Origin of the sequence: Streptomyces sp. NBC_01171, from assembly GCF_045039805.1 — a bacterium.
Lineage (GTDB): Bacteria > Actinomycetota > Actinomycetes > Streptomycetales > Streptomycetaceae > Streptomyces.
Genome location: NZ_CP108609.1, coordinates 5,157,587 through 5,172,409, shown reverse-complemented (window position 1 = coordinate 5,172,409; position 14,823 = coordinate 5,157,587). Strand labels below are relative to the sequence as shown.

At 71.6% G+C, this 14,823-nt stretch carries 14 protein-coding genes; 9 read left to right on the top strand and 5 right to left on the bottom strand.

Going from position 1 to position 14,823, the window contains the following annotated elements; translation table 11 throughout:
- The first annotated feature begins 66 nt into the window (after window positions 1-66).
- From OG448_RS23800 to tyrS, 3 genes are read left to right on the top strand one after another with little or no spacing between them, the layout of a single operon-like run.
- Entirely contained in the window at window positions 67-1,590 is a 1,524-nt protein-coding gene (locus OG448_RS23800) for a TldD/PmbA family protein (protein WP_405556708.1), read from the top strand.
- A complete protein-coding gene (locus OG448_RS23795) occupies window positions 1,587-2,981 on the top strand; it encodes a metallopeptidase TldD-related protein (RefSeq protein WP_405556706.1) in 1,395 nt (464 codons plus the stop codon). Before OG448_RS23800 ends, OG448_RS23795 begins: the two co-directional genes overlap by 4 nt.
- A 56-nt stretch (window positions 2,982-3,037) precedes the next feature.
- Window positions 3,038-4,306 (top strand): tyrosine--tRNA ligase, encoded by a 1,269-nt coding sequence (gene tyrS / locus OG448_RS23790; RefSeq protein ID WP_405556704.1) that lies wholly within the window; start codon window positions 3,038-3,040, stop codon window positions 4,304-4,306.
- Between the two features lie 64 nt (window positions 4,307-4,370).
- On the opposite strand, the gene OG448_RS23785 is transcribed toward tyrS, so the two are convergent.
- A complete protein-coding gene (locus tag OG448_RS23785) occupies window positions 4,371-4,664 on the bottom strand; it encodes a GlsB/YeaQ/YmgE family stress response membrane protein (RefSeq protein WP_405556702.1) in 294 nt (97 codons plus the stop codon).
- A 239-nt stretch (window positions 4,665-4,903) separates the two neighbouring features.
- Between OG448_RS23785 and OG448_RS23780 the strand changes: the two genes are divergently transcribed.
- Both OG448_RS23780 and OG448_RS23775 read left to right on the top strand, forming a co-directional pair.
- Window positions 4,904-5,296: a DUF3099 domain-containing protein gene (locus tag OG448_RS23780; RefSeq protein ID WP_405556701.1), complete on the top strand. Its 393-nt coding sequence runs from the start codon at window positions 4,904-4,906 to the stop codon at window positions 5,294-5,296.
- A 276-nt stretch (window positions 5,297-5,572) separates the two neighbouring features.
- Window positions 5,573-5,791: a hypothetical protein gene (locus OG448_RS23775; protein ID WP_031182095.1), complete on the top strand. Its 219-nt coding sequence runs from the start codon at window positions 5,573-5,575 to the stop codon at window positions 5,789-5,791.
- On the opposite strand, the gene moaA is transcribed toward OG448_RS23775, so the two are convergent.
- From moaA to OG448_RS23760, 3 genes are all read right to left on the bottom strand, one after another.
- Window positions 5,774-6,763 (bottom strand): GTP 3',8-cyclase MoaA, encoded by a 990-nt coding sequence (gene moaA, locus OG448_RS23770; RefSeq protein WP_405556699.1) that lies wholly within the window; start codon window positions 6,761-6,763, stop codon window positions 5,774-5,776. The genes OG448_RS23775 and moaA overlap by 18 nt on opposite strands.
- A 172-nt stretch (window positions 6,764-6,935) precedes the next feature.
- Window positions 6,936-8,579 (bottom strand): cation acetate symporter, encoded by a 1,644-nt coding sequence (locus OG448_RS23765; RefSeq protein ID WP_405556697.1) that lies wholly within the window; start codon window positions 8,577-8,579, stop codon window positions 6,936-6,938.
- Entirely contained in the window at window positions 8,576-8,926 is a 351-nt protein-coding gene (locus OG448_RS23760) for a DUF485 domain-containing protein (protein ID WP_130340152.1), read from the bottom strand. The genes OG448_RS23765 and OG448_RS23760 overlap by 4 nt, the downstream gene beginning before the upstream one ends.
- Before the next feature lie 288 nt (window positions 8,927-9,214).
- Between OG448_RS23760 and OG448_RS23755 the strand changes: the two genes are divergently transcribed.
- Window positions 9,215-10,756, top strand: a complete 1,542-nt coding sequence (locus tag OG448_RS23755) for a S8 family peptidase (RefSeq protein WP_405556695.1) — start codon at window positions 9,215-9,217, stop codon at window positions 10,754-10,756.
- Window positions 10,757-10,825: 69 nt separating this feature from the next.
- On the top strand, window positions 10,826-12,211 hold the full coding sequence (locus OG448_RS23750) for a CoA transferase (protein WP_405556693.1): 1,386 nt from the start codon (window positions 10,826-10,828) through the stop codon (window positions 12,209-12,211).
- 4 nt (window positions 12,212-12,215) lie between these two features.
- On the opposite strand, the gene OG448_RS23745 is transcribed toward OG448_RS23750, so the two are convergent.
- Window positions 12,216-13,262 carry a zinc-dependent alcohol dehydrogenase family protein gene (locus OG448_RS23745; RefSeq protein ID WP_405556691.1) on the bottom strand — a complete coding sequence of 349 codons (1,047 nt, stop codon included), beginning with the start codon at window positions 13,260-13,262 and terminating at the stop codon, window positions 12,216-12,218.
- Between the two features lie 241 nt (window positions 13,263-13,503).
- Between OG448_RS23745 and OG448_RS23740 the strand changes: the two genes are divergently transcribed.
- Both OG448_RS23740 and OG448_RS23735 read left to right on the top strand, forming a co-directional pair.
- Complete coding sequence (locus tag OG448_RS23740) at window positions 13,504-14,505, top strand: DEDDh family exonuclease (protein ID WP_405556689.1); 1,002 nt, start codon at window positions 13,504-13,506, stop codon at window positions 14,503-14,505.
- A gap of 82 nt (window positions 14,506-14,587) precedes the next feature.
- Window positions 14,588-14,821: a hypothetical protein gene (locus OG448_RS23735; RefSeq protein WP_405556688.1), complete on the top strand. Its 234-nt coding sequence runs from the start codon at window positions 14,588-14,590 to the stop codon at window positions 14,819-14,821.
- Window positions 14,822-14,823: the final 2 nt, after the last annotated feature.

Sequence of the window (14,823 nt, the reverse complement as noted above, 5' to 3'; positions counted from 1 at the left end):
CAGGGACCGACCTCGGAAGCGACGTATCCTCCTGAGCACCCCACCCCGTGCAGGAGGAACCCGCCCGTGGCTCAACACATCGACCCTTCCTTCCTGGCGCTCCCCCTGAGGGCCCTCGCCGACGCCGCGCTGGCGCGGGCGCGGGCCCTGGGGGCCGAGCACGCCGATTTCCGGCTGGAGCGGGTGCGCAGCGCGTCCTGGCGGCTGCGGGACGGGCGCCCGTCGGGGTCCTCGGACACCACCGACCTGGGGTACGCGGTCAGGGTCGTGCACGGGGGTAGCTGGGGGTTCGCCTCCGGGGTGGACCTGACCATGGACGGCGCCGCGAAGGTCGCCTCGCAGGCCGTGGCGATGGCCAAGCTGTCCGCGCAGGTGATCAAGGCCGCCGGTTCCGAGGAGCGCGTGGAGCTGGCCGACGAGCCCGTGCACGCCGACAAGACGTGGATCTCCGCGTACGAGATCGACCCCTTCACCGTGCCGGACGCGGAGAAGTCCGCGCTGCTGGGCGACTGGAGCGGGCGGCTCCTCGCGGCGCAGGGCGTCGACCACGTGGACGCGTCCCTGACCACCGTGCACGAGAACAAGTTCTACGCCGACACCGCCGGGACGGTCACCACCCAGCAGCGTGTCCGCCTCCACCCCGAGCTGACCGCCGTCTCCGTGGACGACTCCAGCGGCGAGTTCGACTCGATGCGCACCCTCGCCCCGCCCACCGGCCGTGGCTGGGAGTACCTGACCGGCACCGGCTGGGACTGGGACGCCGAACTCGAACAGATCCCCGAGCTGCTGGCCGAGAAGATGCGCGCGCCCAGCGTGGAGCCGGGCCTGTACGACCTGGTCGTCGACCCCTCCAACCTGTGGCTGACCATCCACGAGTCCGTCGGCCACGCCACCGAACTGGACCGCGCCCTCGGTTACGAAGCCGCCTACGCCGGTACCTCGTTCGCCACCTTCGACCAGCTCGGCAAGCTCAAGTACGGCTCCGAGCTGATGAACGTCACCGGCGACCGCACCGCCGAACACGGCCTGGCGACCATCGGCTACGACGACGAGGGCGTGGCCGCGCAGTCCTGGGACCTGGTGAAGGACGGCACCCTCACCGGGTACCAACTCGACCGGCGCATCGCCAGGTTGACCGGCTTCGAGCGCTCCAACGGCTGCGCCTTCGCGGACTCCCCCGGCCATGTGCCGGTCCAGCGCATGGCCAACGTGTCGCTCAAGCCGGACCCGGCCGGGCTCTCCACCGAGGGGCTGATCGGCGGGGTGGACCGGGGCATCTACGTGGTCGGTGACCGGTCCTGGTCGATCGACATGCAGCGCTACAACTTCCAGTTCACGGGCCAGCGGTTCTTCCGGATCGAGAACGGGCGGATCACCGGGCAGCTCAGGGACGTCGCCTACCAGGCCAACACCACCGACTTCTGGGGCTCGATGGCCGCCGTCGGGGGCCCCGGGACCTACGTCCTCGGCGGCGCCTTCAACTGCGGCAAGGCCCAGCCCGGCCAGGTCGCCGCCGTCTCCCACGGCTGCCCGTCCGCCCTGTTCCGGGGCGTCAACATCCTCAACACGACCCAGGAGGCCGGGCGATGAGCGCGCGGACCAGCAAGCCGTACGAGATCGTCGAGCAGGCCCTCGCGCTGTCCCGGGCGGACGGCTGTGTCGTCATCGCGGACGAGGAGTCCAGTGCCAACCTGCGCTGGGCGGGCAACGCGCTCACCACCAACGGCGTGACCCGCGGCCGTACCCTCACCGTGATCGCCACCGTGGACGGGCAGCAGGGCACCGCCTCCGGCGTGGTCTCGCGGTCGGCGGTCACGGCGGCCGAGCTGGAGCCGCTGGTGCGGGCAGCCGAGGCCGCCGCGCGGGCGGCCGGACCCGCCGAGGACGCCCAGCCGCTGGTCAGCGGGGTCCCGGACTCCCCCGACTTCCGGGACGCGCCCGCCGAGACCTCCTCCGCCGTCTTCGCGGACTTCGCTCCCGCGCTCGGCGAGGCGTTCGCCCGCGCCCGGGCCGGCGGCCGCGAGCTGTACGGCTTCGCCAGCCACGAGACCGTCTCCACCTACCTCGGCACCTCCACCGGCCTGCGCCTCAGGCACGACCAGCCCACCGGCACCCTGGAGCTGAACGCCAAGTCCCCCGACCACACCCGCTCGGCCTGGGCCGGCCGCTCCACCCGCGACTTCAAGGACGTCGACCCCGGCGCCCTGGACACCGAGCTGGCCGAGCGCCTCGGCTGGGCGGAGCGCCGCGTGGAGCTGCCGGCCGGGCGGTACGAGACGCTGCTGCCGCCGTCCGCCGTGGCCGACCTGCTGATCTACCAGCTCTGGTCCGCCTCCGGCCGGGACGCCACCGAGGGCCGCACGGTGTTCTCCAAGCCGGGCGGCGGCACCCGTACCGGCGAGCGGCTCAGCGAGCTGCCGCTGACCCTGCGCAGCGATCCCGACGAGCCGGGCCTCGGCTGCGCGCCCTTCGTCGTCGCGCACTCCTCCGGCGGCGACCGCTCGGTCTTCGACAACGGGCTGCCCGTACGCGCCACCGACTGGATCAAGGACGGTGTCCTCGAGCACCTCACCACCACCCGGCACAGCGCGGCCCTGACCGGGCTGCCGCTCGCCCCGGCGCTGGACAACCTGATCCTGGACGGCGGCGGCGACCGCTCGCTCGCGGACATGGTCGCGGCCACCGAGCGCGGCCTGCTGCTGACCTGCCTCTGGTACATCCGCGAGGTCGACCCGGCGACCCTGCTGCTCACCGGCCTCACCCGCGACGGCGTCTACCTCGTGGAGAACGGCGAGGTCACCGGCCAGGTCAACAACTTCCGGTTCAACGAGTCACCGGTCGGCGTGCTCGGCCGGGCGTCCGAGGCGGGCCGCACCGAGCAGACGCTGCCCCGCGAGTGGAGCGACTGGTTCACCCGGGCCGCGATGCCCGCGCTCCGCGTCCCGGATTTCAATATGAGCTCTGTCAGCCAGGGCGTATAACCTCGTAGTCGGCTGTCACCCGACCGCCGCACGATCATCTAGGAGACACGAGAACCGTGACGGACATCGTCGACGAACTGAAGTGGCGTGGGCTGATCGCCCTCTCCACCGACGAGGACGCATTGCGCAAGGCGTTCGCGGACGGTCCTGTCACGTTCTATTGCGGCTTCGACCCGACCGCGCCCAGCCTGCACCTCGGCAACCTGGTCCAGATCCTGACCATGCGGCGCATCCAGGACGCGGGCCACCGCCCGCTGGGCCTGGTCGGCGGTGCCACCGGTCTGATCGGCGACCCCAAGCCCACCGCCGAGCGCACGCTGAACGCGCCGGAGATCGTCGGCCAGTGGGTGGAGCGGCTGCGCGCGCAGATCCAGCCGCTGCTGGACTTCGAGGGCCCGAACGCGGCCGTGATGGTCAACAACCTGGACTGGACCCAGGGGATGTCGGCCATCGAGTTCCTGCGGGACATCGGCAAGCACTTCCGGGTCAACAAGATGATCGCCAAGGAGGCCGTCTCCCGCCGGCTGAACTCCGACGCGGGCATCAGCTACACCGAGTTCAGCTACCAGATCCTCCAGGGCATGGACTTCCTGGAGCTGTACCGGCGGTACGGCTGCACGCTGCAGACCGGCGGCAGCGACCAGTGGGGCAACCTCACCTCGGGCACCGACCTGATCCACCGGGTCGAGCCGGACGCCGTGGTCCACGCGCTGGGCACCCCGCTGATCACCAAGGCGGACGGCACCAAGTTCGGCAAGACCGAGTCGGGCACGATCTGGCTCGACGCGGAGATGACCACGCCGTACGCCTTCTACCAGTTCTGGCTGAACGCGGACGACCGGGACGTCTCCAAGTTCCTGCGGATCTTCAGCTTCAAGTCCCGCGAGGAGATCGCGGAGCTGGAGCGGCTGACCGAGGAGCGTCCGCAGGCCCGTGCCGCGCAGCGCGCGCTCGCGGAGGAGCTGACGACGCTGGTGCACGGCGCGGAGCAGACGGCCGCCGTGGTCGCCGCGTCCAAGGCGCTGTTCGGCCAGGGCGAGCTGGCGGAGCTGGACGAGCGCACGCTCGCCGCCGCGCTCTCGGAGCTGCCGCACATCCAGGTCGCCGAGCTGGGCCCGGTGGTGGACCTGCTCGCCGAGGTCGGTCTCGTGGCCAGCAAGTCGGCCGCGCGCCGCACGGTGAAGGAGGGCGGGGCCTACGTGAACAACGTCAAGGTCGCCGGCGAGGACGCCGTCCCGACCGCCGAGGACCTGCTGCACGGGCGCTGGCTGGTGCTGCGCCGGGGCAAGAAGAACCTGGCGGCGGTCGAGGTCACGGGCGCCTGACCCCTTTACGGAGCGAAGGGCGGCTTCCCCAGCGGGGAGGCCGCCCTTCGTCATGCCCGCTCGGTCACACCCGTTCCTCGTACTTGCGCTTGCGGCGCTTGCCGAGGGTCGCCGTGTAGAGCATGTCGACGAAGAACACGATGATGATCGCCGCCACGAGCTGGAAGATGTGCCTGCTCCAGTCGATGCCGCGTGTCTCCGCGACCCCCAGTCCGCGGGCGAGGGCGTTGCCCGCGAGGGCGCCCAGGATGCCGCAGATGGTGGTCAGCCACAGGGGGCTGTGCTGCTTACCGGGAATGATCGCCTTGGCGAGCAGGCCCAGCACGAATCCCACGATGATCGCCCACAGCCAGCCCATGGCGGCCTCCTCGTCCGGTCCGACCTGATCGATCTGATCGTCCTGGCCAGTCTCGGCGCGCTCCGGCCGCCGCGCATGCCGGGGGCACCCGGACGGTGGACGTTCCCGCAGGCCGGGTGGCGCCCCGGTATCGAGCGCGGCGGCCCGGCGGCGTACCGTTGGTGGGTGTGCCGGGTCCGGTTCAGGTTCGGACACGGCTTCGGGCCGGGGTTGGACCCATGCGGGCGGATGGTGAACTGATGGGCAAGCAGCGTGGCGAGGTCTTCCGGATCACCGGTGCCCGGACCGGCCTGGCCGAGGACGTGCGGGGCCGGCAGCGGCGTTACGTCATCTCGATGTCGATCCGGACCGTGGCGGTGATCCTGGCCGCCTCCCTGTGGAACGTGGAGCGGTACGTCGCCATCGTGGCGCTGGTGCTGGGCGCCGCGCTGCCGTACATCGCCGTGGTGATCGCAAACGCGGGGCGGGAACGGCCGCAGTCGCTGCCGTCGACCTTCGTCGTGATGCCGTCCAAGCCGATGATCACACCGCCACGTGACGAAGAGTCAGCAGAGCGGTCGGATTCCGGCCCGGAGCAGGCGTCGGCCCGGCCGGGGGCGGAGTCTCGGGAGAAACGTTCCGACCGAGCCTGAGCAGCGCGGAAGCGGAAAAAGCGGAAGACGACTTCCCGCCAAGCTCAGGAAAAGCTCAGTTCAATCATGCTGTTCCTGTGCCGGTCGGCCAGTGGTGCGTGACATACTGCGTACGCGCTCCGCATCCCCCGTCGGAGCGACAGACCGACGCCGGGCAGCTCCCCCCGTGGCTGCTCGGCGTCGCCTTGTTCGCAGCCGTTTCCGCGCGAATTCGCTCCGCTCCCTCACCGCTCCCGCACTGCTCTCGCCCCGAGTTCCCTCTGCGAGAATCTAGCCGTGAGTGAGACACCGATCTGTTCCGCGAAGGGCTGCCGGGCCGACGCCGTGTGGGTGCTGGCGTGGAACAACCCGAAGATCCACACCCCGGAGCGGCGCAAGACCTGGATCGCCTGCGAGGAACACCGCGAGCATCTGTCGCAGTTCCTCGGTGTGCGCGGCTTCCTGAAGGACGTGGTCCCGCTCCGGGAGTGGGAGGACTCAGCCGCCGATCGCTGACATGGGGCGGTCCGGCTGGACGAAGGACGGGTCGTCCAGGCCCGCGCCCGCCTTCTTGCCCCACATCGCCTTGCGCCACAGCTCGGCGATCTCCTCGTCCGAGGCGTCGGAGCGCAGCAGGGCGCGCAGGTCGGTCTCCTCGGTGGCGAACAGGCAGGTGCGTATCTGCCCGTCGGCGGTGAGCCGGGTGCGGTCGCAGGCCGCGCAGAACGGGCGGGTCACCGAGGCGATCACGCCCACCCGCTGCGGGCCGCCGTCCACCAGCCAGCGCTCGGCCGGGGCCGAACCGCGCTCGCCGGCGCCCTCGGCGGTCAGCTCGAAGCGGGTGCGCAGGGAGGCCAGGATGTCCTGGGCGGTGACCATGCCCTCGCGCTTCCAGCCGTGCTGGGCATCCAGCGGCATCTGCTCGATGAACCGCAGCTCGTAGGCGTGCTCCAGGGCCCAGGCCAGCAGGTCGGGGGCCTCGTCGGCATTGAGGCCCGGCATCAGGACGGAGTTGACCTTGACCGGGGTGAGGCCCGCGTCGGAAGCGGCTTGGAGGCCGTCCAGCACGTCCTGGTGGCGGTTGCGCCGGGTGAGGGTCTTGAAGACGTCGGGGCGCAGGGTGTCCAGCGAGACGTTGACCCGGTCCAGACCGGCCTGCTTCAGGGCGGCGGCGGTGCGCTTGAGACCGATGCCGTTGGTGGTGATGGACATCTGGGGGCGCGGCTCCAGAGCAGCGACGCGCTCCACGATGCCGACCAGGCCGGGGCGGAGCAGGGGCTCGCCGCCGGTGAAGCGGACCTCCTCGATGCCGAGGTGGGTCACCGCGAGGTCGATGAGGCGGACGATCTCGTCGTCCGTGAGCAGGTCTGGCTTGGCCAGCCACTGCAGGCCCTCCTCGGGCATGCAGTAGGTGCAGCGCAGATTGCACCGGTCGGTCAGCGAGACCCTCAGGTCGGTGGCCACTCGGCCGTAGGTGTCGATGAGCACGTGGGCCCCCTCCCTCGTTCCCGGACCTTCTGTTTCCTTGTCACCTGCGAGCCTACGCGAGACCTCGGACATCGACAGCCGCTGATTCCCCGGCCCGGTACGGACGCGGCCGCGCCGCGCGGGTGTTCTGCCCCCGCGCGGCGCGGCCGTGAGGTGTGTCGGACGGGGGGGCTCAGTGCGCCCCGGTGCCGGTCAGGGACCGTACCTCCAGCTCGGCGTACTTCTCCGCGTCCGGGACCTCCTTGGACAGCAGGGTGCCGACCGCGCCCAGCAGGAAGCCGACCGGGATCGAGATGATGCCGGGGTTCTCCAGCGGGAACCAGTGGAAGTCGACGTCGGGGAACATCGAGGTCGGCTTGCCGGAGACCACCGGGGAGAACAGCACCAGGCCGACCGCGGTGACCAGGCCGCCGTAGATCGACCACAGGGCGCCGGAGGTGGTGAACCGCTTCCAGAACAGGCTGTAGAGGATGGTCGGCAGGTTCGCCGACGCGGCGACCGCGAAGGCCAGCGCCACGAGTCCGGCCACGTTCAGGTCGCGGGCGAGGGCGCCGAGCACGATGGAGACGGCGCCGATGCCGACGGTGGCGTACCGGGCCGCGTTGATCTCCTGCTTCTCGGTGGCCTGGCCCCTCTTGATGACGTTGGCGTAGATGTCGTGGGCGAAGGACGAGGAGGAGGCCAGGGTGAGGCCGGCGACGACCGCGAGGATCGTGGCGAAGGCGACGGCGGAGATGGTGGCCAGCAGGACGGCGCCCCAGTTGGAGTCCACTCCCCCGAGGTGCAGGGCGAGCAGGGGGGCCGCGGTGTTGCCCGCCTTGTTGGAGGCGATGATCTCCTCGGGCTTGATCAGCGCGGCGGCGCCGAAGCCGAGGGCGAGGGTCATCAGGTAGAAGGCGCCGATGAGGCCGATGGCCCAGATCACCGACTTCCGGGCGGCCTTGGCGGTGGGGACCGTGTAGAAGCGGATCAGGATGTGCGGCAGGCCGGCGGTGCCGAGGACCAGGGCGATGCCGAGGGAGATGAAGTCCAGCTTGGAGGTGCCGGTGGCGCCGTACTTCAGGCCGGGCTCCAGGAACGCCTTGCCCTTGCCGCTGTTGTCGGCGGCCGAGCCCAGCAGGTCGGAGACGTTGAAGTCGAACTTGAGCAGCACCAGGAAGGTCAGCAGCAGGGCGCCGACGATGAGGAGGACCGCCTTGACCATCTGGACCCAGGTGGTGCCCTTCATGCCGCCGATGGTGACGTACACGATCATCAGGACGCCGACCAGGGCGACGATGCCGATCTTGCCGCTGTCGCTGGTGATGCCGAGCAGCAGGGAGACCAGGACACCGGCGCCGGCCATCTGTGCGAGCAGGTAGAAGATCGACACCACGATGGTGGAGGTGCCCGCGGCGGTGCGCACCGGGCGCTGGCGCATCCGGTAGGCCAGCACGTCACCCATGGTGTAGCGGCCGGAGTTGCGCAGTGGTTCGGCGACCAGGAGCAGGGCGACCAGCCAGGCGACCAGGAAGCCGATGGAGTAGAGGAAGCCGTCGTAGCCGAAGAGGGCGATGGCGCCCGCGATGCCGAGGAAGGACGCGGCGGACATGTAGTCGCCGGAGACGGCGAGGCCGTTCTGGAATCCGGTGAACTGGCGGCCGCCCGCGTAGAAGTCGGCGGCGTCCTTGGTCTGGCGGCCCGCCCAGATGGTGATGACCAGGGTCGCGGCGACGAACACCGCGAACAGGGAGATGATCAGACCTCTGTGCTCGCTGGCCTCGCCGGCCGCGAGCAAAGTGTGCTGGGCGGCGAGCGTGTGCTGAGCGGGGATCATGCGCCGCCCTCCATCCGGGACTTGATGGCCTCGGCCCTGGGGTCGAGCTTGGCGGCGGCGTGCCGGGCGTACCACCAGGCGATGAGGAACGTGGTGAGGAACTGGGCGAGGCCCAGCACGAGGGCCACGTTGATGTTCCCCGCGATCTCGGTGCCCATGAAGCCGCCCGCGTAGCAGGAGAGCAGCACGTAGAGCAGGTACCAGGCGATGAAGGCGATCGTCAGCGGGAACGCGAACGAGCGGTGGGCCCGGCGCAGTTCACCGAACTCCGCGCTCGCCTGCGCCTCGGTGAACTCCTCGGGGGACGGAAGTGGGTGCTTCGCGGGGGGCGGTGTCTCGGTCGCCACTCAAGGTCTCCTCGCGTCAAGGACGGGCGGTTGCCGACCTCACTGGAACGGAGATCACGTTACCGGGCGTCAACGCGCGACTCCCCGTCGTGATCTTCCGGGGGGTGCGATCCGGCCGTACCCCCTCGTTGACGCACACGGCCCGGCGCGGACGCCGGTTCACGCGGGTCCGGGCCTTTCGGAGATCCGCACCACCGGGATAGCTTCACCTTGTTCCACCCGTCATGTACCTGCCCGAGCGCCACCCGTGCCTCGGGCGGTTTCGTTTCCGGATGATGTGGAGATCCCATGGCTCATCTGCGCTCCCGGCGCCGGTTCGCGCCGGCCGTCCCGGTCGTGCTGTCGCTGACCGCCTCGCTCGGCTTCCTGCCGACGGCGGCGTCGGCGGCCCCGTCCACGGCCCTGACGACGCGGGCGGCGGAGGGTTCCGGCACCACGTACGACGGCCCGAACCTGTCCTACGTGGTCAACACGAGAACGGACCATCGCACGATCGAGTCGGTGCGCCGCGCGATAGGACGCAACGGCGGCACCGTCGTGGCCAGTTACGACCGCATCGGCGTGCTCGTGGTCCACTCCGCCAACCCCGAGTTCGCCAAGTCGATCCGCAAGGTGTCCGGTGTCTCCTCGGCCGGGGCCACCCGCAACGCGCCGCTGCCCGCGCAGTCCACCACCGACCTGGGCGCGCCGAAGCCGCTGACGGCGGCGGAGCTGTCGAAGGCCAAGGCGGTGGACGGGCAGGACCCGTTGGAGCCGCTCCAGTGGGACCTGCCCGCCATCAAGGCGGACAAGGCCCATGAGAAGACGCTCGGCAGCAGCAAGGTGACGGTCGCCGTCATCGACACCGGCGTGGACGACACCCACCCGGACATCGCGCCCAACTTCGACCGGGCCGCCTCCGTCAACTGCGTCTCCGGCGCGCCGGACACCACGGACGGTGCCTGGCGGCCGAGCGCGTCGGAGTCCCCGCACGGCACGCATGTCGCGGGTGAGATCGCGGGCGCCAAGAACGGCGTCGGCATCACCGGCGTGGCGCCGGGCGTGAAGGTCTCCGGCATCAAGGTGGGCAACCCGGACGGCTACTTCTACACCGAGGCCGTGGTCTGCGGGTTCGTGTGGGCGGCCGAGCACCACGTGGACGTCACCAACAACAGCTATTACACCGACCCCTGGTACTTCAACTGCACCGGCGACCCGGACCAGAAGGCCCTGGTGGACGCCATCACGCGGGCCACGCGGTACGCGGAGAACAAGGGCACGGTCAACGTCGCGGCGGCCGGCAACGAGAACTACGACTTCGCCGCCGACTCGATCACCGACCCCTCCTCCCCCAACGACGGCACGCCCTCGGACCGGACCGTCGACCCGCGCAAGTGCTTCGACATACCCACCCAGCTCCCAGGGGTGGTGACGGTCGCGGCGACCGGCGCGAAGGGCGTCAAGTCGTCGTTCTCCAACTACGGCCTGGGCACGATCGACATCGCCGCGCCCGGTGGCGACTCGACCGCCTACCAGACCCCGGCCCCGCCCGCGACCAGCGGTCTGATCCTGGGCCCGCTGCCCGGCGGCAAGTGGGGGTACATGGCCGGCACCTCGATGGCCTCGCCGCACGTCGCGGGTGTCGCCGCGCTGATCAAGTCGGTCCACCCGCACGCCCCCGCCGCCGCGGTGAAGGCGCTGCTGTACGCGGAGGCGACGGCCACTCCTTGCACCGACCCGTACGACATCAACGGTGACGGCAAGGTCGACGCGGTGTGCGAGGGCACGAAGAACCGCAACGGCTTCTACGGCTGGGGGATCGCGGACGCCCTGAAGGCGGTCACGCACTAGGTCCTCGGGGGTGGCGCGGCGGGCGGGCGCCTCCTTGTGGGGCCGGGGCGGCTGATGCATAGTGCAGCGATGATCGATCCCATGATCAAGTCCGCCTGGGTCGCGCTGGGCGGCGATCGCGAGCTGCTCGCACGGCTGGTCTGCGTCGAGCGGCCGGGAGCCCTGATCGCCCGGCTTCCCGTGCAGCGGCTGGCGCGTGCGTGCGTGGGCACGTGCGCGCTGGCCGCCGCCGAGCTGGGCGCGCTGCGGGCCGTGCTCGGCGCCGTGCCGCGCGCCGTGGTGGACGACGGCGCGGTCGTCACCGCCTTCCACAGCGAGCGGGTGCTGCGGATCGACGACCGCGCCCCGGTCAACTTCGCGCCGCTGTCCCGCTGGTGGCGGGCGGCGTACGGCTGGGTGCGCACGCACGCCAACTACCCGCACCACCGGCAACGCCTCCTCGGTGCGCTGGGTCTGCCGGACGGCGCCGGCCCCGAGGAGGTGGAGCGGTTGCTCCTCGAACGCTCCGCCCTGGAGATCGAGGAGGCGGTGTACGCCGCCGGGGGCCTGGCGGTGGCCCTGCGCACCCCCGGACAGTGGGCGGCACATCCGCAGGGCGTCGAGGTGGCCCGGCGTCCACTGGTCGAGCGCACCGCGATCGGCGCGGTCTCGACACGTCAACTCCCGCCCCTGACCAGGGAGTCCGGGCCTCTGCTGCCCGCCGCCGGGCTGCGCGTCCTGGACCTCACTCGCGTCCTCGCCGGGCCCGTCGCCACCCGTACCCTCGCACTGCTCGGCGCCGACGTGCTGCGTGTGGACGGGCCCGAGCTGCCCGAACTGGCCGACCAGCACGCGGACACGGGCTTCGGCAAACGGTCCGCCACCCTCGAACTCGCCGCCGACGCAACGGGGTTGGAGGAGCTGCTGGCCTCAGCCGACGTGGTCGTCACCGGCTACCGCCCCGGCGCCCTCGACCGCTTCGGCCTCTCCCCCGAGGCGCTGGCCGAGCGGTACCCCGGCCTGATCGTCGCCCAGATCTCGGCGTGGGGCGCGTACGGGCCCTGGGGCGAACGACGTGGCTTCGACAGCCTCGTCCAGGTCGCGACCGGCATCGCGGCCACCGAGGGGTCGACCCTGGAGCCCGGCGCGCTGCCCGCGCAGGCCCTGGACCACGGCTCGGGCTATCTGATGGCCGCGGGCATCCTGCGGGCCCTGGGCGAACGGTCCCGCGACGGCCGGGGCCGCCTGGTGCGCCTCGCGCTCGCCCGGACCGCGCACTGGCTGACCGACGAGGCCGGGCGGGACCCGCGCCCGGGCGGCCCGGGCTACGAGGGCCCGGACGCGTGGCTGGCCGAACGGGACAGCCCGCTGGGGCGGTTGCGGTACGCCCGGCCCCCGGTGTCGTTCACCGGCGGGCCGGCGGACTGGGCCACCCCGCCGGTCCCCTGGGGGTCGAGCGCGGCGGCCTGGAGCTGACCGATCAGTCGTTGGTGACGAGGACCTTCAGCGCGGTGCGCTCGTCCATCGCCCGGTAGCCGTCCGGGACGCCCTCGATGCCGACGGTCATGTCGAACACCGGGGAGGGGTCGATGGTGCCGGCCAGGACGTCGGGCAGCAGCTCGGGGATGTAGGTGCGGACCGGGGCGACGCCGCCGCGCAGGGCGATGTTGCGGTCGAACATGACGGTGAGGTCGAGGCCGGTGCCGCTGCCGTGAGGGACGCCGACGAATCCGATGGCGCCGCCGTCGCGGGTGATGTTGACGGCGGTGTTCATGGACTGCTCGGTGCCGACCGCCTCGACGACGGCGTGGGCGCCCTGGCCCCGGGTCAGCTCGCGGACGGCCGCGACCGCTTCCTCGCCGCGCGCCGCGACGACGTCGGTGGCGCCGAAGCGGCGGGCGATGTCGGTGCGGGCCTCGTGGCGGCCGAGGGCGATGATCCGCTCGGCGCCGAGCCGCTTGGCGGCCAGTACCGCGCAGAGGCCGACCGCGCCGTCACCGACGACGGCGACCGTGGCGCCGGGGCGGGCGCCCGCGCCGAGGGCGGCGTGGTGGCCGGTGCCGAGCACGTCGGAGAGGGTGAGCAGGCCGGTGAGGAGGTGGTCGTCGGAGGCCGCCTCCTTGGGCAGCTTGACCAGGGTGCCGTCGGCGAACGGCACCCGTACCGCCTCGCCCTGGCCGCCGTCGTAGCCGACGGAGCCCCAGAAGCCGCCGTGCACGCAGGACGTGGTGAGGCCCTCGGCGCAGTACTCACAGGTGCCGTCGGACCACATGAACGGGGCGACCACCAGGTCCCCGCGCCGCAGTGTGCCCACGTCGGAGCCGGTCTCCTCCACCACACCGAGGAACTCGTGCCCGATCCGCTGCCCCGGCTGCCGGGCCGCCTCGCCCCGGTAGGCCCACAGGTCGCTGCCGCAGATGCAGGCGCGCAGCACACGGACGACCGCGTCCGTGGGGAGCTGCACGATCGGCTCGGGCACGTCCGTCACCCGCATGTCGTACGGGGCGTGGATGGTGGTGGCGCGCATGACGGGGTCCTTCTCGTACCGGGAGGCGGGGGCGCCCGGAGATGTCCCGAGCGCACCACACGGTACGCCGTCGCGGGGCCGGTTCGCGCCGCGAGGGGCCCCGGACCAGCGGCGACACCGTCAAGGGCGTTTTCCCGTACCGGCTTTGAGGACGTACACCCATGCGAGGCCCAACCCGGTCGGTGGGGTGCGAGCCCCTGGGCGGCCCGGCTGTCGGCGGTGACCCGTATCCTCATTGACCATGCTCGAAGACCCCGCGACCGCAGTGTCCTCGCCCACCCCGTGGCCGGCCGTGTATCCGAAGGGATACGCGGTCGTTGACGTCGAGACCACCGGACTGGCCCGCGACGACCGGATCATCTCGGCGGCCGTGTACCGGCTGGACGCGCGCGGCGAGGTCGAGGACCACTGGTACACGCTGGTCAATCCCGAGCGCGATCCCGGCCCGGTGTGGATACACGGGCTCACGAGCGACGTGCTCGAAGGGGCGCCGCTCTTCACGGAGGTGGCGGAGGAGTTCGCGGCCCGGCTGGCGGACCGCGTGCTGGTCGCGCACAACGCGGTCTTCGACTGGCAGATGATCGCGCGGGAGTACGCGCGCGCCCGGCGCGAGCCCCCCGTGCGCCAGCGGCTGTGCACCATCGCGCTCTCCAAGGAGCTGCGGCTGCCGCTGCCCAACTTCAAGCTGGAGTCGCTCGCCGCGCACTTCGGGGTCGTACAGCAGCGCGCGCACCACGCGCTGGACGACGCGCGGGTGCTGGCCGAGGCGTTCCGGCCGAGCCTGCGGGCCGCCGCCGCGGACGGGGTGCGGCTGCCGCTGCTGGAGTGCCGTCCGCTCACCGAGTGGTCGGACGCCCCGCTCATCGGCCGTCAGGCGACCGGCGGTTACGGCGGCGGGCGCGGCCCCGGCTGGCGTCCGGCGCGCAAGCGGCCCGCATGCCCGTACCCCAACCCCGGACGGTACGAACCGGGCAAACGTCTCAAGCAGGGCATGCGGGTGGCCTTTTCGGGTGACACCTCCACCGAGCGCGAACTGCTGGAGGACCGGGCCACCGAGGCCGGGCTGCACGTGGCCACCAGCCTCTCCCGGCTGACCAGCCTGCTGGTCACCAACGACCCCGACTCGGGCACCTCCAAGACGGCCAAGGCCCGCCAGTTCGGCACGCCGGTCATCGACGAGGCGGCCTTCGGGCAACTGCTGCGGGACGTAGAAGCCGCGGCGGAAGCCGCAGAGGCCGGCTGACAGCCGTACGGACGGGTGATTCCCCGCGATTCGCGCCCGCGTCCGCTCGCCCGGCAGCCAGGTACGGCTCACCCTGAGGCGTATGGCGAGATGTGAAGTTTGCGGCAATGAGTACGGAATGACCTTCGAGGTCCACGCACAGGGCGCGGTGCACGTCTTCGACTGCTTCTCCTGTGCCATCCACCGCATGGCACCCATCTGCGAGCACTGCCGGGTGCAGATCATCGGTCAGGGCGTGGAGGTGGAAGGCCACTGGTACTGCGGCGCCCACTGCGCCCGCGCCGAGGGGAAGGCGGGGGTGGTGGACCGGGTCTGACC